This is a genomic window from Sphingomonas sp. (assembly GCF_036387595.1).
Classification (GTDB): Bacteria; Pseudomonadota; Alphaproteobacteria; order Sphingomonadales; family Sphingomonadaceae; genus Sphingomonas.
In genome coordinates this window covers 61,177-79,913 of record NZ_DASVTL010000085.1, presented here as the reverse complement: position 1 = coordinate 79,913, position 18,737 = coordinate 61,177, and the positions used below count along the sequence as shown (strand labels likewise).

The window sequence follows — 18,737 nt, the reverse complement described above, 5'->3', positions numbered from 1 at the left end:
GCCGCATCGCAGCGGTTTAACCACTTCCCGTCGACGTTTTTGGTGATATGACAGCCGCGACCGATGTGTTGCATCGCCGCAACAGCGGCAGTGTTTTTGGATCGGTTGCGTGGAACGGTTGCAAGGTCATGGCCATTATGGCATTTGCGCCGCTCGACGGACACTGAAGGGAGTTTCATTATGCGTCTTGGGAAGTATCTCATGGCTGCTGCAGTCGCCACGATGGCGGTTGCTCCGGCTATGGCGGCTCCGGCCAACCCGGCAGCGAGCCTGTCGGTTGCCAAGTCGGCTCGCGCCGGCTCGGCCACTGCAAAGAAGAACGAGCTCGCCGGTGGCGGGATCGTTGTTGCCATCATCGCCGCTGCTGCGGTCGTTGCGGGCATCGTGATCGTTGCCGACAACGATGACAACGCCGACAGCAACTGAGTTACGCAAGTAATTTGGGAAAATAGCGGTCTTCGGGCCGCTATTTTTTTGTCTGTTATCGGCGGATGAAGGGCTGATCGTCAGAACGATTTGCCACGTCGATACCCTTTCGACTTTGGGACGCTCGGCGTTCTCCAAGGTCGGCGGAGTCGCATGTGGAGAACACGCGGACGCTGCCTCAAAAGCGTATCGGGCAAGATCGGCCGGTTCGTGCAGTCGAGATCGGCAACGGACCCGTGTCCTCGTCTGCGGACATTCGTGCGGGACGTCGCTGCATATTGCGCAAGAACGCGCTGGGGCCGATCACCTCGCCAGCAACGAAGGCCCGTTCACGACAATCGACAGGCCGTCGCCGAGGCAGGTCTGGTGCGGTCTCCAGCCATGTTGCACGTCACTCGTCTTGCAGGCCGACGCCCCCTACGCAGTGAACCGCATTATGGTCAAAAGGCACTGCTCGTCGGTTGCGATACCGCAGCATCGCGCCCTCCACTGAGATCAGATCTGGAAAACCGCGCTAGCGGCCGGACGGCATTCCCGGAGCCGTTCCGCCCTGCATCATCTGCTGCTGCATCTGCATCTGCCGCAGCGCCGCTTCGGGCAGGAAGTCGATTAGTTCGACATCGAACACCAGGGTCGAGTTCGCCGGGATCGGCCCCTTGTCCTGCGCGCCGTAAGCGAGCGCCGGCGGCACCCAGAAGCGGTATCTCGCGCCCTTGTTCATCAGCTTGAGCGCTTCGGCGAAGCCGGGTACGACCTGCCCCACCGGCATCGGCGTCGGCCGCTCGGACTTGTCGAAAGTCGATCCGTCGAGCAGACGCCCCTGATAATTCACCAGGGTGACGTCGGCATCCGTCGGGCGGACGGCGCCCTGCCCGGCCTTCAACACTTTGTATTGCAAGCCGGACGCGGTCGTCGCGATCCCCCGGCCACGCATCTCGCGGACCAGCGCCGGATCGGCCTGCCGCGCGAGCGCAAACGCCGATACCAGCGCGAGCGCCAGCGCGATCCAGATGTAGACGATGTAGCTGCGCTTCACGGCGCGGATCGGCACGGCAGTAACGGTCGACATGGGCACACCTGGAGCTTTGGGTGCCGGATCGACCGCCGTCACCGGTTGAAGATCAGAGCTTGATAAACACGACACCGCCGACGCCAGCAAGGCAACGGCGGTAGATCACCTACCGGGCGCCGTCACGCTCGGCACGCTTGCGATCCATCTTGCGGGCGCGGCGCACCGCAGCCGCACGCTCACGTGCGCGCTTCTCGGATGGCTTCTCGTAATGGCGGCGCAACTTCATCTCGCGATATACGCCCTCGCGCTGCAGCTTCTTCTTGAGCGCGCGAAGGGCCTGGTCGACGTTGTTGTCGCGAACGATGATCTGCATAAACCCGTAGAGCTCCGGTCGAATAGAAATAGCCGTCGCGAACAGGTCCGCGCCGCATGAACCCCGGCCCCTAACAGCGTAATCGGGAGCTTTCAACCCTGCCCGGATCACCCACGGCGCGGAAAAGGATGTCGAAACGGGTTTGAGCCGGCTCGCCGGACGGCTAAGCCGCCGCCTATGCACGATGTTCCTATGACCCTCTACAATAGCCTGGGCCGCGCGCTCCAGCGTTTCGCGCCGATCGACCCCGCCAACGTCCGCATCTATTCCTGCGGCCCCACGGTCTATAATTACGCGCATATCGGCAATCTGCGTGCCTATGTCTTCACGGACACCCTCTCGCGGGTGCTGACGTGGAAGGGATGGCCGCTCACCCACATCATCAACATCACCGATGTCGGGCATCTCACGTCGGATGCCGACGCCGGCGACGACAAGATGGAGGCCGCGGCCCGTGCGTCGGGCCGCGATATCTGGGCGATCGCCGCCCATTATACTCAGGCGTTCAAGCAGGATCTGGGCGATCTCAACATTCGCGCACCCAGCCGATTTCCGCTGGCAACCGACCACGTCGAAGGCATGATTGACTTCGCAAAGTCGATCGAAGGTCATTGCTATCGCATTGACGACGGGCTGTATTTCGATACGACCAGCGTGCCAGGTTACGGCGGCCTGGCGGGGCGGCGTGACGATGCGCGCGAGGGACGGATCGACGCGGTCGCGGGCAAACGACACCCCGAGGATTTCGCGATCTGGCGCACGTCCCCGCCCGGCGGCAACCGGCAGATGGAGTGGGATTCGCCCTGGGGGCGCGGCGCACCCGGCTGGCACCTCGAATGTTCGGTGATGAGCCGCCAGTATCTGGGCGATCGCTTCGATATTCACACCGGCGGGGTCGATCACCGCGAGATTCACCATCCTAACGAGATCGCACAAAATCAGGCGCGGCAGGGATGTGCCGGTGCCGATTACACCGGCGCCAACATATGGATGCACAACAACTTCCTCGTCGAACGATCAGGAAAGATGTCGAAATCGTCTGGCGCCTTCACGACACTGCGCACGTTGGTCGATCGCGGCTTTCATCCGCTCGCCTACCGCCTGATGTGCCTGCAGGCGCATTATCGGTCGGAAATCGAATTCTCGTGGGAAGGCCTCGCGGCGGCGCAGACCAGGCTCAAGCGGCTCGTTCAGGGCGTCGAAGCGTTGCGCGCGCGCCCCGCCGCCGCGACCACGGCGCCGGTCGCGCCCTACATCCAGCGGCTCGACGCAGCGGTGAGCGACGACCTCAACACCCCGCGCGCACTCCTCGCGCTGGACGAACTGCTCGCCGACAAGCGCGTCGCGCCCGCCGATCGCATCGCTGCGCTCGTTGATTTCGACGCGGTGCTCGGCCTGGATCTCGTGACTGCCACCCGTGCGGACCTGCGCGTCCGCCCCGCGTCGGCGGCGATCGACGAGGACGGCATCGCCGAACGGCTTTCGGCCCGGCGAGACGTGCGCGCCGCCAAGGATTTTGCGGCGTCCGATGCCATCCGCGATGCGTTGGCCGCCGCAGGGGTCGAAGTGATGGACGGCGACCCCCTTGGCTGGGATTGGAGAATCGACGCATGAAGGCCGTCCTGCCCGCCATCGCACGGCCGCTGCTCGAACCGCATCTGCCGCCCGGTCTCGACGCCGCGTGGTTCGCGACGCCGGCTGAGGCGAATGCGATGATCGCGGACGCCGACATCGCCTGGGTCGACATGCAGCCGACCGCGCTGGTCGCCGATGCCATCCGTGCGGCTGGCCCGAAGCTGAAATGGGTGTCGACGATCTATGCGGGTCTGGACGCCTTTCCGCTCGATCTGCTGCGCGAGAAGCGGGTTCGGCTCACCAACGGCGCCGGGATCAACGCCATCGCCGTCGCAGAATATGCGGTGCTCGGCATCCTGGCCGCCGCCAAGCGCTTCGACGAGGTCGTGCGCTTGCGTGATCGTCACGAATGGCCCCGCGACGCGCCGGGCAAGATCGAACTGTTCGAGACGCACGCGCTCATCATCGGCTATGGCGCGATTGGGCGTCTCATCGGCGATCGCCTGACCGCCTTCGGGGTGGCGGTGACCGGCGTCACCCGATCGGGCCGCGACGGCACGCTGACCCCCGAGGCGTGGCAAGCACGGCTCGGCGCGTTCGACTGGGTGGTGCTCGCCGCGCCTTCGACCGATGCAACCAAGACGATGATCGGTGCAGCGGAATTCGCCGCGATGAAACCCGGCGCCTGGCTCATCAACATCGCGCGTGGCGACATGATCGACGACAATGCGCTCCTCGGCGCTCTCGCCGACGGGCGCCTCGCGGGTGCCTTTCTCGACCCGACCGACCCCGAGCCGTTGCCGCCCGAGCATCCGCTCTGGGCAGCGCCCGATGTCATGATCTCAATGCACCTGTCCGGGCGCAGCCAGACCAAGATGTTTGCGCGCGGCGGCGCGCTGTTCCTCGAAAATCTCGACGCTTTTCTGGGCGGGAGGGCGATGCGCAACACCGTCGATCTCGACGCGGGTTATTGACGTGAACGCCTCGAACGCGATGCACGGCATGGCCGCCCATTATCACGCCTTCATCAACTGGATCGGCGACGGCACCGGCCTGCCCGATACGATCCTACACATCCATTCCGGCATGGTCGTCCTGATGCTGGCCCGGGTCGTTACCGGTCGCTCGCTGGGCAGCTTCGTGCCGCTCGCCATCGTCGTGGTCGCAGAGGCGTTCAACGAGATCATGGACCGGCTTCTTTTCGGCTCCTGGCGCTGGCCCGACACGCTGCTGGACGTCGTCAACACCTTGTTCTGGCCCACCATCATCTGCCTGGCGGTGCGCCTGCGCCCGCTGGCCGCCGAGCGCCGCGCCCGGCGGATGCGCAGGGCGCGCGCCTGAGCGATCATTCGAGAGGCGCGTCGCGGGTAGCAAGCATCGGCGGAACATAAGGCCGGGGCGCATCGGCGGGGATGCGCGCGATCTCCGCCTCGATCGCCCGTGCCCGCGCAGCGGACGACGGATGCGTGCGGCTGCGGAACAATCCGCCGTCCACGTCGCCACCATGCTCTCGCCAGAACCGCACGGCGGCACGCGGATCGTAACCGGCGTTGCGCAAAAGGTGGACGCCAAGGAGGTCCGCCTCGCTTTCGGTCCGGCGGAACAACCGTCCGTTGCGCCCGATCTCGGCGAGCAAACCGCGCTTCACCCCGGCGGCATCCAGCCGCACGCGATGCCGCAGGATGTTGTGCGCCAGTTCGTGCGCGACGACCGCCGCCACTTGGTCGTCGGCATAATTTTCGAAAAACCGCGCGCCGATCTGCACGATCGCGCCATCCGCGCTCGCCTCCATCGGCGGCGCGACGACGACCTGAAATTGGGTGCGGCAGCCGGGCGATGGAGGCACGGTCAGTACGCGCTGGGCTCCGTCTCGTACGAGCGTCAACCGCAGCGGGGCGTCGGCGGGACGGCGGGCGATCAGCGCCAGCACGGCGTCCCGGTCGGCGCCCGTCGCCAGCCCGGTCGCGGGCGTCAAGGGCAAAGGCAAGCCATCGACCGCCGCCAGCGCATCGTTCGCCACGACGCCCGCACGCGCCGCAGGAGATCCCGCGACCACACCCTCCACCGCAACCGGCAACGCAAAACCGAACTTCGCGCGCGCCGCGGCGCGCACCGGCGGATCGTATTCACTGAGCGCATGGACTGCCAGGCCGGGCGTCGGGGCGCGATCCGTGCACAAGGCGACGTTCGCGGTCGCCAGCCGATAACCGATAGAGGCGAGCCGCAGGTCGGCGGACCCGCCCGGCGCGCCCTGCCCCGCCGACGGGGCCGAAGAGCCGGCAATCGCAAGCGCCAGCGCCGCCCAGATGATGTGCCCGAACATGTGCTGCCCCTAGCCCGCATCATCGGGCCGCAACAATAGGGCGTTGATCGCGCGTCTGATCCGTCGCATGAGGCAGGCCGATCCACCGCAACATTCGGAATCTTGCCCCATGGCCGCCAACTGGGCACCAGACAGCTGGACGCGCGCCGAAGCGCGCCAGATGCCCACCTATCCCGACGCAGCCGCACTCGATGCCGCCTGCGACCAGCTCGGCACGTACCCGCCGCTGGTGTTTGCCGGGGAAGCGCGCAACCTGACCGCGCATCTCGCCAAGGCCGTGCACGGCGAGGCGTTCCTGCTCCAGGGCGGCGATTGCGCCGAGAGCTTCCTGGAGCACAACGCCAACAACATCCGCGACACCTTCCGCGTCATCCTACAGATGGCGGTCGTCCTGACCTACGCGTCGAAGCTGCCGGTCGTGAAGCTCGGCCGCATGGCGGGCCAGTTCGCCAAGCCGCGCTCGACCGACATGGAGACGATCGACGGCGTCGAACTCCCCAGCTACCGCGGCGACATCGTCAACGACATGGCGTTCGAGGATGCGGCGCGCCAGCCCGATCCCGCCCGCATGATCCGCGCCTATTCGCAAAGCGCCGCGACGCTCAACCTGCTGCGCGCTTTCGCGCAGGGCGGCTATGCCAACCTCCACCAGGTCCACCGCTGGACCCACGACTTCATGGGCCGCAGCCCGTGGGCGCGCAAATATGCCGAGACCGCGGATCGTATCGGCGAGGCACTGGAATTCATGGCCGCGTGCGGGATCAACCCCGACACCGTGCCGCAGCTGTCGCAGACCGAATTCTACACCAGCCACGAAGCGCTGCTGCTGCGCTACGAACAGGCGCTGACCCGGCAGGATTCGCTCACCGGCGATTGGTACGACACGTCGGCGCATTTCCTGTGGATCGGCGATCGCACCCGGTTCGAAGGCTCGGCGCATGTCGAATACCTCCGCGGCATCGGCAACCCGATCGGGATGAAATGCGGACCGAGCCTGGAGCCAGATGCGCTGCTGCGCCTGCTCGATACGCTCAACCCCGCGCGCACGCCGGGCCGCATGACGCTCATCACGCGCTACGGCCACGACAAGATCGAGGCGGGGCTGCCCCGCCTGGTCCGCGCGGTGCAGCGCGAGGGGCATCCCGTCGTGTGGAGTTGCGATCCGATGCACGGCAACGTCGTCAAGGCGGCCAACGGCTACAAGACCCGCCCCTTCGACCGCATCCTGGCCGAAGTCCGCGGCTTCTTCGCAGTCCACCGGGCCGAGGGCAGCTTTGCCGGCGGCATCCATGCCGAGATGACCGGGCAGAACGTCACCGAATGTACCGGCGGCGCGATCGCGGTGACCGAACAGAGCCTGGTCGATCGCTACCACACGCATTGCGACCCCCGGCTGAACGCCGGACAGAGCCTCGAACTCGCCTTCCTTCTGGCCGAGATGCTCAATCAGGAATTGAAGGAGCGCAAGAAGGCCGCGTGATCGCCGGGCGAACAGCGGTGCCGGGGGGTTGTCGGCAGGCCTTCATCATGCCGCCCGGCCTGTCGATCCGGTACGATGCGCCCGCTGCCGCGATCGCCGATTCTATTACAGGTTATCACGTCTATTCCTCCGCCGTGCCCGCCGATCGGGTCGACTGGTTCCTGCCGGGCACCGCCAACATCCGCGTGACGCTGGACGCAGGACCGGTCGATCTGACGATCCGTCGCCGCACCTATGCGCCGCTGCCGCAGGCCACCCTGTTCGGCCCGACCAGCCAGGCGATGCGGGCGGTCACACGGGGCGGTACGATGATCGGGATCGGGATCAGCGCGCTCGGCTGGGCCCGGCTGTTTCCGAATGCGGCGAGCGACTGTCGCGACCGCATCTTCCCGCTCGGCGAGGCGATGGGTCATGCGATCACCGCCGAACTCGTCGATACGCTAACCGCCACCGACCGTGATCGCGGCGTGAAGCCCGCTCTCGACGCCTTCTTCCTGCGGCACCTGGGGCCTTTCCACGCGGACGCCCCGCACATCCGCCGGCTGATGGCGCTGATTGTGGACGAATATAACGACACGCTCGCCGACGTCGCGATCCAGATGTCACTGCCCGCGCATACGCTGCGGCGGCTGTCGGCGCGGCATTTCGGCTTCCCTCCCAAGCTGCTGCTGCTGCGCACCCGCTTCCTGCGCGCATTCACCGACATGCTCGCGTCGGGCGATCCGCTCGACTATGCGACGGTAGCACCGCGCTATTTCGATGCCTCGCACTTCCTGCGGGACGCACGCACCTTCCTCGGCACGACACCGCGGCGCTTCATGGCGCAGCCCACCACGTTCCTTCAGGCGAGCCTGCGCGCCCGTGACGCGGTCCTCGGCGCTCCCACCCAAGCGCTCCACGACGTCGCACATGCCTCAACCGTCGCGCCCGCCGAGGACGGAGCCGCTTGACGCTCCACGCCCGGCACCGTAGAGGCGCGCTTCGGCCCGATGGCCCCTTCGTCTAGCGGTTAGGACGTCGCCCTCTCACGGCGAAAACACGGGTTCGATTCCCGTAGGGGTCACCAAGCGAGGCGGCTTGGGCTGCTGCCGGATTCCGCTTCGATGACGCAGCGCCACGGCAGGCGGACGATCAGCCGATGATCCACCGCTTGGCAAGAGCCACCCATTACCATAACTAATGTTTTGCAAGATGGATCGGGTGATCCGTGTCGAAGGCGGAGCAATCATGGAAGTCGAGAATAGTCCTGCGGTGGTGACCGGTGGCGCATCCGGCCTGGGCGCGGCTACGGCGCGTGCTTTGGCCGCGAAGGGTGCAAAGGTCGCGATCTTCGATTTGCAGGAGGAAAAGGGAGAGGCATTGGCGGCGGAGATCGGCGGCGTGTTCTGCCAGGTGGACGTCACCTCCGACGAGAGCGTCGACGCGGGCTTTGCAAAGGCACGCGCGGCACATGGGCAGGAACGCATCCTGGTCAATTGCGCAGGCACGGGCAATGCGATGAAGACGGCGAGCCGATCCAAGCAGGACGGGTCGATCAAGCATTTCCCGGCGCAGGCGTTCAACTGGCTCATCCAGATCAACCTGGTCGGCACCTTCCGGTGCATCGCCAAATCGGCCGCCGGCATGCTGACGCTGGAACCCGGCGAAGACGGCGAGCGCGGGGCGATCGTCAACACCGCCAGCGCGGCCGCCGAAGATGGTCAGATCGGCCAGGCGGCCTATTCGGCGTCGAAGGCGGGGGTGGTCGGCATGACGCTGCCGATCGCGCGCGACCTGATGGGGGAAGGCATCCGCATCAACACCATCCTGCCGGGCATCTTCGACACGCCGCTGCTCGCCGCCGCGCCGCAGCCGGTGCGGGACGCGCTGGCCGCTTCGGTGCCTTTTCCGAAAAGGTTGGGCGAGCCGCGTGAATTTGCGCAGCTGGCAATCACGATGATCGAGTGCGGCTATTTCAACGGCGAGGACGTGCGCCTGGACGGCGCGATCAGGATGGCTCCCCGCTGAGCGCGATCACGCGCGGGCCAGTTCCTGGCCGCGGATCATGGCCGCCGCCTTTTCCGCGATCATGATGGTCGGAGCGTTGGTGTTCGATCCGATCAGCGTCGGCATCACCGAGGCATCGACCACGCGCAGCCCGCGCAAGCCCCGCACCGCAAGCGTCGCATCGACCACCGCCAGCGCGTCGTCGGCGGCGCCCATGCGGCAGGTGCCGACGGGGTGATAGATGGTTTCGGCCGTCTGCCGGACCCAGGCATCGATCTGGTCGTCGCTGCATACCGCGTCGCCGGGCGAAAGTTCGTCCTGCCGATAGGGCGTCAGCGCCGCCTGACCCGCGACGGCACGGCCAATCCTGACGGCTTCGCGCATGACGCGACGATCCTCCGGCGTCGCGAGATAGTTCGCGAAGATCGCGGGATCGTCGAACGGATCGGCTGAGCGCAGGCCGATCCTGCCGCGGCTTTCGGGACGGAGCTGACACAGGTGGAGCGTGAAGCCATCCTCGCGCGCGTCGGTTCGGCCGTGGTCGCGCATGATCGCCAGCACGCCGTGAATTTGCACGTCGGGGCGCGACAGCCCCTCTCGCGAGGAGACGAACGCGCCGGCCTCCAGGAACTGTTGCCGCCCCGCGCCCTTGCCGCGGAAAAGATAGTTCAGGCCGACAGAGAGCATCCCGAGACCCTTCGTCAGCGCAAAAGCCGTCTTCAGTCCGCGCGACCGCCAGTTCATCACCACGTCCAGATGATCCTGCAGGTTCTCGCCGACACCGGGCAGCGCTTGGACGACGCTGACGCCCGCTGACGCCAGCCGATCCGGATGACCGATGCCCGACACTTGCAGAATATGCGGCGATTGCACCGCGCCTGCGCACAGCAGCACCTCGCGCGCCGCCAGCGCGGTTTCCGCACGTCGGCCTTTGCCGACGGCATAGTCTATGCCAGTGGCACGCCCCTGTTCGATCCTGATCCGCGTCGTGTGCGCCTGGGTGATGCAGGTGAGGTTGGGTCGGTCCAGCACGGGCCGCAGGTAAGCGGCGGCGGTGCTCCACCGTTTGCCGTCGGCAATCGTCAGGTCATAGCGCCCGAATCCTTCCTGACTGGCGCCATTGAAATCGTCGGTCACGGGATAACCCGCCTGCTCACCCGCGGCGATCAGCGCGTCGTGGAACGGACTGTCGGATTCGCCGGGGGAGATGGTCAGCGGCCCCGCGCCGCCGTGCAGAACGCTGTCGCCGCGATGATGCCCCTCCAGCCGCCTGAAATACGGCAGCACGTCGTCGAACGACCATCCGGGCAGCCCCATCTGCCGCCATTCGTCGTAGTCCTGCGGATGGCCGCGCGTGTAGATCATGCCGTTGATCGACGAGCTGCCCCCCAGTCCCTTGCCGCGCGGCCACCACAGGCGCCTCCCGTCGAGATTCGGTTCGGCTTCGGTCGTGAATCCCCAATTGCTGGCGTTGCGGCTCTTGATGAGCGAACCGACGCCCGCGGGCATGCGCACCAGCATGCCGTCGTTGCGCCCGCCCGCCTCGATCAGCAGCACGTGGACCCTTGGGTCTTCGCTCAGCCGCGCCGCGAGGACGCAGCCGGCTGATCCGGCCCCGACGATCACGTAATCGTAGCTTCGCATGCCATCCCCCGTCGACTGTCGCACGCCTCGATCCAAGACCCGCGCCGATCCTATCGTTCGCATAATAATGTCAGCAGCCCTTCGCGCAGCACGGCACCATCCATCCCAGCGGGGGCGTGGACTTCGCCAAGCCCGGCGGCGAGCAGCGCATAGGCGCGGATGGCCGCTTCGACCGTGTCGAATCCATGCTTAACGAGTTGTTCGCCGAGGAACGCCATCACCCTTTCGTCATGATCGCGGATCGCGGCGGCGGCGCGCGGATCGCTCTTGGCCCAGGCGCGCATTGCCAGAGCGAGCGTCGCCAGATCATGCTTGCGGACGTGGTCCGCAAACGCGCGAATGCGCCCGACAGGCGATCGTCTGGACGCCGCTAGCCTCGCAAGCAGCGGATCGATCTGTGCGCCCGCGAAATAGGCCGCCAACGCCGCGTGATACCCGTCGAAATCCCTGAAATGATGATAGAAGCTGCCCGTCGATGAGCCCAGCGCATCGGCCAGTCGCCGCAGCTTCAGTCCGCGCAGTCCTTCGCGCTTCAACAGCGCCTGGCCGACTTCCAGCCAGTCGCGTTGCGACAGATCGGTTGCGCGCCGCGCCGTGCCGCCGTCGGCGCTTGATCCTTCAGCGGTGACGGCGCCGCTTGGCATTATTCATGTCCATAACCGATGTTACGTCACAAGGTGTCGCAGGGCAAGTTGGCGATGGCAGTCGCCTGGGCTCGGCCATGTCGCTGTGCGCGATCGCCCAGTCGCGCGCCGGCCCATTAGGCTGTCGATCGAAGGAACGCTGGGCGCAGCCGGGGGTTGGGCTGGCGACGACCACCTGGGGATAATGCTTATGCTCTCTGACGCGAATGCGACCTTGCTCGCCCGGCTGGGCTTCGCCGCGCGCGGGCTGGTGTACCTGCTTATCGGGTGGTTCGCCATCGACGCGGCGTTGCGCGGCGGGCAGACCGCGGACAATCAGGGCGCGATCGCGTCGCTTGCCGATGAACCTTACGGGCCGGTGCTGCTCGGCGTCATGGCGGCGGGGCTTCTGGGTTATGCGGTCTGGCGGCTGACCGAGGCCGCGGCGGCACCACAAGCCGCCGGCAAAGGTGCCCACGGCAAGGGCAAGGGCGGCATGAAGCGCGTGGCGCAGGCGGTAAGCGGCATCACGCATCTCCTGCTCGCCTGGACCGCCGCCAAGCTGGCGTTCCGGCCGGCTGGTGGATCAGGCGGCTCGGCACCTGGCGACGCGAGCGCACGCGACTGGACCGCGTTGCTGCTCGATCAGCCGCTCGGCCGGGTTCTCGTCGGCGCCGTCGCACTCGGCCTGCTGGTCGCCGCAGTGCAGCAGGCCAAGAAGGCGTGGACCGGCGACTTCGTTCGCGAACTGGCGGGCGGGGTGCCGCTACCGGGCTATGTCTGCACTATGGGGCGGCTGGGCTATGCGGCACGGGCCGTGGTGTTCGTCATCCTGGCCGGTTTCTTCGCCGTTGCCGCCTGGCAGTCGCAGGCCAGCGAAGCCGGGGGCATGGGCGCCGCGCTCGGCACGTTGCAGGCGCAGCCCGGCGGCAAGTGGTTGCTCGCCGCCATCGGCATCGGGCTAGCCCTGTTCGGCGCGTACAGCTTCGTCGAGGCACGCTTCCGCCGCATCCACGTCGATCTGCCGGGGTAAGAGGCCGCCGGTTCAGCCCGGCCGATACCGGCGTTCGACATGCCCGACCAGATCGGCGGGTTCGAAATAGACGCGGCGCAGGTTGCCGCGCGCGTAACGATCGATCTGGTCCGCGAAATGTGCGCTGCCGGGCGTGCCACTCTGCCCGCCGGCCATCACCGCCCAGGCGCGGGGGCGTGCACCGAATTCGACCACCGCAACGAAGCTGTTGCCGCTGGTTCCATAGAGCCGGCGCGTCCCCGGATAGCTGCTCGCACCGAACGAGGCGAGACTGCCGTACAGCGCCGAGACGAACGGCACCGGCGTACTCGGCGCGGTATCGTCGAAATGCGGCGTGATCGCATCGTCCAACCGCTGGAAGCGGTTGACCTCGCCCCACGGCACCGGCCAGCGCCCGAAATCGCGGGTCAGACGGTCGACGGCCGACGACAGGGCGGCCAATTGCTGATCGGCCCGTGCGGGGGTCAGCACCACGCCCCCGCGCACGACCAGCGCGCCGGTATCGCGGCGCAGCGCATCGCCCCAGAACACCGCGAGCGTGGTCGCGGTGGACTCCGCCGACCAGCGGCAATCCCATCGCCGGAGGATGTCGATCGGCCGCGCGAGCGTCGATCGACGCGGATCGTCCGGCGGCAACGCGTCATACTCCGCGCCCAGCTTCACCAGCAGCGACGCGAAAGCCGGCAGATAGCGGTCGAAGGCCGCCCCCATCAGCGTCTCCGGCGTCCAGTCGCGCCGGTTTTCGAGCAGCATCGTCGCGTGCAGTCCGCGGGGGTTCTCCCCGAACGTGTCCATATACCGCGGAAAATCCGCCTGCCGCGGAGAATCCGCGCCCGCCGCGCCCCAGGGCGCATTGTTGGTGTTCATCACCCATCCGCTGCCCGGCCGCACCGCCTGTGGCAGGCGAGCGAGCGGCGTCAGCCCGCGCCAGTCGGTCGCCGGATCGGCCCCCTCCACCGTCTGGCGATAGTCGAAGCGGTCGTCACGTACCGGCACGAATTGCGGATGGAGATAGGCAATCGCGCCCGCATTGTCGGCGAAGATCGTGTCGTTCGACGAGTTGGCCTGCGCACCGGCGACCTTGAGGTAGCTCGCCAGGTCGGTCGCCTTGGTTCTCAGCCAGCTTTGCGACAGAGCGGGCACCGGCTTCCACATCTGGGCGTGAGCGATCCATTTGGCACCGCGCGCCGCCACGATCGGGCCGTGATGGGTGCACCAGGTAGTGAACGTGCGCGTAGCCTTCGTTCCGTCCGCACGCACCCATGCGATCGTCACCGGCCTGGACACCAGCGGCCGTAGCACCTTGCCATAGAAATAGGCTTTGCCGCGGATCACCGTCTCGGCGAACGAGTCCACGGAATCGACACCTGAGGAGGTGTGCATCCACCCGGATCGCGCGTTGAACCCCTGATAGATGAAGAACTGCCCCCAGGTGGCTGCGCCATAAGCGTTCAGCCGCTCGCCGCTCGTCATCTGCAATTCGGATCGGAAATAGAAGCTGGTGTGGGGATTGATGAGCAGCAGAGCCTTGCCGTTCGCGGTGTTGCCGGGTGCGATCGCGATGCCGTTCGACCCGCGCGGCTCCTGCGACGGCGGCACGGCGGCGATCGTCACGCCGCCATAGAAATCGGCGACATCGGGCAGCGAGATGCGCTCGATGTCGCCGCCGATGCTGCCTTCGTTAAAGGACAGCGCCATCCACGGCTCGAACCGCGTCAGCACCTTTGGCCGCACCTGCGGATGCGTCGCGAGATAGAAGTTCAGCCCTGCCGCCCAGGCATCCATCAACCGCCGCAGCCACGGCGCGCTGCCGGCATATTGCGCCTTGAGCGATGCGGGATCCACGAACAGTCGCTGGCGCAGATCCTGCCAGATCGCAGCCTCCCCCTCCGCCTCCGCGGTCCTGCCCAGGGCGGTCAGATAGTTCGCTTCGATCCGTGCGAAATCGTCCTCCGCCTGCGCATAGATGGCGCCGAACACGGCATCGGCATCGGTCTTGCCGGTGACATGCGCGATCCCCCAATCGTCGCGCACGATCTCCACCCGCGCTGCCTGTGCGCGCCAGCCGGCGCTTTCGCGCCCGGACCCCGTCTGCGCGACGCAAGGCCAAGCGGCAGGCAGCGCGACGAGCGATGCGGCGAGCGCCAGGTTGCGTGATCGGCGAAGGGGCGTATCCATGGCGCGAGGCTATCCCGGCCGTCCACGGGCCACAAGGAGAAGGACGATGCGGTGGATGGCGGTGCTGGCCTTCCTGCTGCTGGGCGCCGCCGACCCCCCGGCGACGCTCTATCGCCCGGCGCGGGTATTCGACGCGATCGACGGGCTTGCGCACGAAGGATGGAGCGTACTCATCCGCGGGGATCACATCGTCGCGGTCGGGCCAGCGGTGACGGCGCCGGCGGATGCCCGCGTCATCGACCTGCCCGGCACCACCCTGATGCCCGGCCTGATCGAAGGGCACAGTCACCTCTTCCTCCACCCCTATGACGAAGCCAAGTGGGACGACCAGGTGCTGCACGAGCCGCTGGCGCTACGCACCGCGCGCGCCACCGTGGCGGCGCGCGATACGCTGATGGCGGGCTTCACCACCGCGCGCGACCTGGGCACGGAGGGCGCAGGTTACGCCGACGTCGGCCTCAAGCGCGCGATCGACGAAGGCATCATCCCCGGCCCGCGCCTGATCGTCGCCACCCGTGCGATCGTGGCGCGCGGCGCTTATGGTCCCAAAGGGTTCGAACCCGGCGTCGCGGTTCCGCAGGGCGCCGAGGAAGCCAGCGGCATCGACGAACTGGTCGCCGCGGTTCGTGCCCAGATCGCGGCGGGCGCCGATGTCATCAAGCTCTACGGCGACTATCGCTGGCGCGCCGGCGAGGACAGCCGTCCCACCTTCTCACTCGCTGAACTCCACGCCGCGATCGGGGCGGCGCACGACGCCGGCCGGACCGTCGCGGTCCACACCGCAACCGCAGAGGGGATGCGACGCGCGATCGAAGCGGGGGCGGACACGATCGAGCACGGCTATGGCGGCACCCCGGAAACCTTCCACGCGATGAAGGAGAAAGGCGTGGGTTTCTGCCCCACCCTGGCCGCGGCCGATGCGGTGGCACGCTATGCAGGTTGGAACGGCGCCGAACCCGCGCCGCCAGGCGTCCTGGCCAGCAGACGCGCACTACGCCTGGCCCGCGCGGCGGGCGTCGCCATCTGCCTGGGCGGCGACAGCGGCGTTTTCGCTCATGGCAGGAACGCGCGCGAAGCCATACTGATGGCGGCGGCAGGGATGCCGCCCCGCCAGGTGCTGCTTGCCGCGACCGCAGGCAACGCCAAGCTGTTCCGCCTCACCGATCGCGGTACGCTGCGTCCCGGCCAACTGGCGGTCCTGGTTGCCGTTCGCGGCGACCCGACGCGCGACGTCGCCGCATTGGAACGGGTTGTGATAGTGATAAAAGGCGGCGTGATCGTCCGCGGTCCGTGACCCCCGCGCGCGGATTGCTTCCCGGCCGCGCGTTGAATATCACCGGCCAAGGGCAACCGGGGGGATGCACATGCGAAGACTTGGCGGATGGATCGGGCTGATCGCTGCGGCGCTGATCGGCGCGGGGCTGACGTTTGCAATACTCTACCTGTTCGCACCTTTCGCACCATTCTTCTTGGTTCTGATCGCGCTGCCACTGGCGGTCGGGGCCGTCGTCGCGGCAGCGCTGGCGCGGCTGGCCGCCGGGCGTGCCCGAGTCGCGCGTGGAACCGCGGCCATCGTCGCGGGCGTGGTCGCGATCCTGCCACTGGGTGGCCTGTTGACCGCGATGCTGCTCAGCCCGGAACAGCCGCGCGCCGCACCCGGTCCCGACCCGCGCGGGCCGTACCGCACCTTGCGCACACCGGCGGGGTCGTCGATCGCCTGGTGGTCGATCGCACCCGATCGGCCCCGACACCGCACGCCCGTGATCTTCCTCCACGGGGGTCCGGGCAGCTTCACGCGCAACCGCGATTTCGACGTGGGGCGCGGCTTTCGCGATGCCGGGTTCCGGACGATATTCTATGACCAATAGGGCAGTGGCGCATCGGGCAATCTGCCGATCGCCCGCTATACGCTGGCGGGCGCGGTCGCCGATCTGGAGGCGCTGCGCATCGCGAGCGGCGCGGATCGGATCGTGCTGTGGGGCCAGAGCTGGGGCGGGTCGCTCGCCGCGGCCTATGTCCGCACCCATCCGAGCCGGGTCGCGGCCACGGTCCTGGATTCACCCGGCGACTTTCCCGGCGAACCTTATCCGCTCGATTATTCCAGGACGGACAGCAACGGCGGGTTCCAGCCGACGCTTCGCGACGCGACCTTGTTCCTGCTGATAAGCCATGCACCGCAGCTGGCCGAACGCTGGCAGAGCCAGTCCGATGCCCGCGCGGTGCAACAGGCGCGCGCATCGGGCACGCGTTATGTTTACGGCTATCAGTGCAAGGGCGCGAAGACGAAGCTGCCCCGGCCGCCATCCCCCGGCGGCGGCAATCTGTATCCGCAACTGCGTCTGCAAAGCGATCTGGAGCAGCAGCCGAAGGTCACCGCGCCGCTATCCACCGCACCGGCCCTGCTGATCCGCGGCACATGCGACTATCTCCCGCTGCAGACCGCCGCGCGCTTCGCCAAGGCTTTTCCGGCGATGCAGCGGATCGACGTACCCGGCCGCGGGCACGGCTTTTTCGGGCACGACGCCGAACTGCGCATGCTCTTGAACCGCTACGCATCGACGACGCTGGCCACCCTGCCTGATCGCCGATCGCGCGGCCGGCCGCTCAGTCGATACCGAGCATCGCCAGCGCGCCAAGGGTTTGGTCGGCCACGATCGTGCCGTCGTCCGATCCTACGTCGAACGTCACCCCGAAGCGCGCCGCATCGAGCAGGATCTGATCGGCGGCCGACACCGCCACCCCTGACCCCGTCACCGGGGACGCCAGCGCGGGCGCTGGTTCGCCCATTCTGGCCGATGCGAGCGCCGCGGTGTTGAAGCGGCCCGTCGCCATGCGCCGCTCGCCCTCACCGATTTCCGCAAGCGCAGGCTGGATGTGTCCCATCGCCGCCAGCACCGCCAGCGCGGCGTGCACTTCCCGCGGCTGTGTTGCGCACAGCGTCGGCAGGCGGGCCAAGGCCGCCCCGGTCGCTGCACCTTGCACGAGGGCATCGAGGATCGCGGCGCACAGATCGGGTGTCGGCATGAACGCACCTGCCCGCGTTTCCAGCGTCAGCGAACATGCGTCGCGCGGCTTGGCGAGCGCGAAGCGGCGGTTCGCGAACCAAGCCGCCGCGTCGTCCTCGCCCGCCGTCACTCCGCCGCGAACGAAAACGTCGCGGCGAAAACGGCGGTCCAGCATCAGATCGCGCAGCGCCTGCGCCGAGGCAAGATCGACCTCTTCGTCCAGCAGCGCGCGTTCCTCGGCCCGCAGCCAGAATTCATCGAAATTGTCGATGATCCGTGCCTGTCCGACATAGGTCAGCCCTGCTGGCGCAACGGCCGAGGAAACGTCGCCAGGATGGGACAGCGTCCAATGCTCGTTCAGATATTCATGCGCCAGATACGCACGATCCTCCTTTTCCAGCCGGTCCAGCGCGGTGGAAGCAGCCGCGTTGTTGCCGAAGTAATCGGCACCGGCCTGATGCAGCCGCCGCGCCTTGGCCAGCGCGCGCTCGACACGCTCGACGGGAGATCCACCCTCAGCCGCCGCGCTCAGCCGCAGCCGGCGCAACGGCAGCAACGCGTCCCAGCCCGGATGGCAATTGTAGCTGAGAACGACCAGCCCGCCCGGCTTCACGCACGTCGACAGCAGATCGACGATCCGCTGACGGTTCTCGCCGCTGACCCAGGACCAGATGCCGTGAATCGCGACGAAATCGAGTGCGGGGAGATTCGCAGCCAGCAGGTCCGCAAAGCTCGCCTCGACGAAGGTGGCGTTGTCGATGCCCGCTCCCTGGGCGGTCGCGCGGGCATTGCGGATGTGGTCCGGGTTGAAATCAGCGCCCCAGACATCGGCGTGCGGGTTCGCCGCCGCAAGCAACGCGGGCGTGAAGCCGTTGCCGCAACCCAGGTCGAGATAGCTGAAAGGCGCATCGACGTCCGGCGGCCGCACGCCGCAAAGCAACCCCGCGAGTGCCAGATTCAGCGGTGCCAGACCGGCCAGGAAATTGTGGACGTAGGCGACGTCCAGAACATAGCCTCCGCTCCAGTCCGTTTCGGCCATCATCTATCCCCGTTGCCAATGCCGCCGGTCTTCCTGACCA

The 18,737-nt window shown here is 67.3% G+C and carries 17 protein-coding genes, 1 tRNA gene and 1 pseudogene; 12 read left to right on the top strand and 7 right to left on the bottom strand.

What is annotated here, in order from left to right:
• Nucleotides 1-201: 201 nt before the first annotated feature.
• Complete coding sequence (locus tag VF643_RS09485; RefSeq protein WP_331043140.1) at nt 202-426, top strand: hypothetical protein; 225 nt, start codon at nt 202-204, stop codon at nt 424-426.
• A 514-nt stretch (nt 427-940) separates the two neighbouring features.
• Here the strand turns inward: VF643_RS09485 and VF643_RS09480 are convergent.
• Together VF643_RS09480 and rpsU are read right to left on the bottom strand one after the other, a co-directional pair.
• A complete protein-coding gene (locus VF643_RS09480; RefSeq protein ID WP_331043139.1) occupies nt 941-1,495 on the bottom strand; it encodes an FKBP-type peptidyl-prolyl cis-trans isomerase in 555 nt (184 codons plus the stop codon).
• 109 nt (nt 1,496-1,604) lie between these two features.
• A complete protein-coding gene (rpsU, locus tag VF643_RS09475) occupies nt 1,605-1,811 on the bottom strand; it encodes a 30S ribosomal protein S21 (protein ID WP_088331195.1) in 207 nt (68 codons plus the stop codon).
• A 177-nt stretch (nt 1,812-1,988) separates the two neighbouring features.
• On the opposite strand from rpsU, the gene cysS reads away from it, so the two are divergent.
• The 3 genes from cysS to VF643_RS09460 are packed head-to-tail and all read left to right on the top strand — an operon-like array spanning nt 1,989 to nt 4,727.
• A complete protein-coding gene (gene cysS / locus VF643_RS09470) occupies nt 1,989-3,425 on the top strand; it encodes a cysteine--tRNA ligase (RefSeq protein WP_331043138.1) in 1,437 nt (478 codons plus the stop codon).
• Nucleotides 3,422-4,360 (top strand): D-2-hydroxyacid dehydrogenase, encoded by a 939-nt coding sequence (locus VF643_RS09465; protein ID WP_331043137.1) that lies wholly within the window; start codon nt 3,422-3,424, stop codon nt 4,358-4,360. The genes cysS and VF643_RS09465 overlap by 4 nt, the downstream gene beginning before the upstream one ends.
• Before the next feature lies 1 nt (nt 4,361).
• Nucleotides 4,362-4,727, top strand: coding sequence for a hypothetical protein (locus VF643_RS09460; protein ID WP_331043136.1), 366 nt, complete (start codon nt 4,362-4,364; stop codon nt 4,725-4,727).
• A 4-nt stretch (nt 4,728-4,731) separates the two neighbouring features.
• On the opposite strand, the gene VF643_RS09455 is transcribed toward VF643_RS09460, so the two are convergent.
• Complete coding sequence (locus VF643_RS09455) at nt 4,732-5,709, bottom strand: M48 family metallopeptidase (RefSeq protein ID WP_331043135.1); 978 nt, start codon at nt 5,707-5,709, stop codon at nt 4,732-4,734.
• A gap of 109 nt (nt 5,710-5,818) precedes the next feature.
• On the opposite strand from VF643_RS09455, the gene VF643_RS09450 reads away from it, so the two are divergent.
• The 4 genes from VF643_RS09450 (at nt 5,819) to VF643_RS09435 (ending at nt 9,196) form a co-directional block, all read left to right on the top strand.
• Entirely contained in the window at nt 5,819-7,189 is a 1,371-nt protein-coding gene (locus tag VF643_RS09450) for a class II 3-deoxy-7-phosphoheptulonate synthase (protein WP_331043134.1), read from the top strand.
• Entirely contained in the window at nt 7,186-8,139 is a 954-nt protein-coding gene (locus VF643_RS09445) for a helix-turn-helix domain-containing protein (protein WP_331043133.1), read from the top strand. Before VF643_RS09450 ends, VF643_RS09445 begins: the two co-directional genes overlap by 4 nt.
• Nucleotides 8,140-8,180: 41 nt before the next feature.
• Nucleotides 8,181-8,255 (top strand) — tRNA-Glu (locus VF643_RS09440).
• Between the two features lie 161 nt (nt 8,256-8,416).
• Nucleotides 8,417-9,196 carry an SDR family NAD(P)-dependent oxidoreductase gene (locus tag VF643_RS09435; protein ID WP_331043132.1) on the top strand — a complete coding sequence of 260 codons (780 nt, stop codon included), beginning with the start codon at nt 8,417-8,419 and terminating at the stop codon, nt 9,194-9,196.
• 6 nt (nt 9,197-9,202) lie between these two features.
• Here VF643_RS09435 and VF643_RS09430 read toward each other — a convergent pair whose 3' ends face one another.
• A complete protein-coding gene (locus tag VF643_RS09430; RefSeq protein WP_331043131.1) occupies nt 9,203-10,819 on the bottom strand; it encodes a choline dehydrogenase in 1,617 nt (538 codons plus the stop codon).
• A 50-nt stretch (nt 10,820-10,869) separates the two neighbouring features.
• Nucleotides 10,870-11,463, bottom strand: a complete 594-nt coding sequence (locus VF643_RS09425) for a TetR/AcrR family transcriptional regulator (RefSeq protein ID WP_331043130.1) — start codon at nt 11,461-11,463, stop codon at nt 10,870-10,872.
• A 190-nt stretch (nt 11,464-11,653) separates the two neighbouring features.
• Between VF643_RS09425 and VF643_RS09420 the strand changes: the two genes are divergently transcribed.
• Complete coding sequence (locus tag VF643_RS09420; RefSeq protein ID WP_331043129.1) at nt 11,654-12,475, top strand: DUF1206 domain-containing protein; 822 nt, start codon at nt 11,654-11,656, stop codon at nt 12,473-12,475.
• Nucleotides 12,476-12,487: 12 nt separating this feature from the next.
• Here the strand turns inward: VF643_RS09420 and VF643_RS09415 are convergent, their stop codons facing one another.
• A complete protein-coding gene (locus VF643_RS09415; protein ID WP_331043128.1) occupies nt 12,488-14,653 on the bottom strand; it encodes a penicillin acylase family protein in 2,166 nt (721 codons plus the stop codon).
• Between the two features lie 46 nt (nt 14,654-14,699).
• On the opposite strand from VF643_RS09415, the gene VF643_RS09410 reads away from it, so the two are divergent.
• The 3 genes and pseudogenes from VF643_RS09410 to VF643_RS16135 all read left to right on the top strand — a co-directional run.
• Complete coding sequence (locus VF643_RS09410) at nt 14,700-15,947, top strand: metal-dependent hydrolase family protein (protein ID WP_331043127.1); 1,248 nt, start codon at nt 14,700-14,702, stop codon at nt 15,945-15,947.
• 70 nt (nt 15,948-16,017) lie between these two features.
• The gene (locus tag VF643_RS09405) at nt 16,018-16,521 is read left to right on the top strand and encodes a hypothetical protein (RefSeq protein WP_331043126.1); all 504 of its coding nucleotides are present in this window, start codon (nt 16,018-16,020) and stop codon (nt 16,519-16,521) included.
• An 18-nt stretch (nt 16,522-16,539) separates the two neighbouring features.
• A pseudogene (locus VF643_RS16135) lies at nt 16,540-17,169 on the top strand (alpha/beta fold hydrolase); the annotation flags it as partial.
• A gap of 88 nt (nt 17,170-17,257) precedes the next feature.
• On the opposite strand, the gene VF643_RS09400 reads toward VF643_RS16135, so the two are convergent.
• Nucleotides 17,258-18,700, bottom strand: a complete 1,443-nt coding sequence (locus VF643_RS09400) for a class I SAM-dependent methyltransferase (protein WP_331043125.1) — start codon at nt 18,698-18,700, stop codon at nt 17,258-17,260.
• Nucleotides 18,701-18,737 lie beyond the last annotated feature (37 nt).

Bases quoted from the DNA above. Each gene is read 5' to 3' on its own strand.
- VF643_RS09450 (WP_331043134.1), top strand. From the start codon at position 5,819: ATGGCCGCCAACTGGGCACCAGACAGCTGGACGCGCGCCGAAGCGCGC.
- VF643_RS09435 (WP_331043132.1), top strand. From the start codon at position 8,417: ATGGAAGTCGAGAATAGTCCTGCGGTGGTGACCGGTGGCGCATCCGGC.
- rpsU (WP_088331195.1), bottom strand. From the start codon at position 1,811: ATGCAGATCATCGTTCGCGACAACAACGTCGACCAGGCCCTTCGCGCG.
- VF643_RS09465 (WP_331043137.1), top strand. From the start codon at position 3,422: ATGAAGGCCGTCCTGCCCGCCATCGCACGGCCGCTGCTCGAACCGCAT.
- VF643_RS09405 (WP_331043126.1), top strand. From the start codon at position 16,018: ATGCGAAGACTTGGCGGATGGATCGGGCTGATCGCTGCGGCGCTGATC.
- VF643_RS09415 (WP_331043128.1), bottom strand. From the start codon at position 14,653: ATGGATACGCCCCTTCGCCGATCACGCAACCTGGCGCTCGCCGCATCG.
- VF643_RS09430 (WP_331043131.1), bottom strand. From the start codon at position 10,819: ATGCGAAGCTACGATTACGTGATCGTCGGGGCCGGATCAGCCGGCTGC.
- VF643_RS09420 (WP_331043129.1), top strand. From the start codon at position 11,654: ATGCTCTCTGACGCGAATGCGACCTTGCTCGCCCGGCTGGGCTTCGCC.
- VF643_RS09410 (WP_331043127.1), top strand. From the start codon at position 14,700: ATGCGGTGGATGGCGGTGCTGGCCTTCCTGCTGCTGGGCGCCGCCGAC.
- VF643_RS09455 (WP_331043135.1), bottom strand. From the start codon at position 5,709: ATGTTCGGGCACATCATCTGGGCGGCGCTGGCGCTTGCGATTGCCGGC.
- VF643_RS09485 (WP_331043140.1), top strand. From the start codon at position 202: ATGGCTGCTGCAGTCGCCACGATGGCGGTTGCTCCGGCTATGGCGGCT.
- VF643_RS09425 (WP_331043130.1), bottom strand. From the start codon at position 11,463: ATGCCAAGCGGCGCCGTCACCGCTGAAGGATCAAGCGCCGACGGCGGC.
- VF643_RS09400 (WP_331043125.1), bottom strand. From the start codon at position 18,700: ATGATGGCCGAAACGGACTGGAGCGGAGGCTATGTTCTGGACGTCGCC.
- cysS (WP_331043138.1), top strand. From the start codon at position 1,989: ATGCACGATGTTCCTATGACCCTCTACAATAGCCTGGGCCGCGCGCTC.
- VF643_RS09480 (WP_331043139.1), bottom strand. From the start codon at position 1,495: ATGTCGACCGTTACTGCCGTGCCGATCCGCGCCGTGAAGCGCAGCTAC.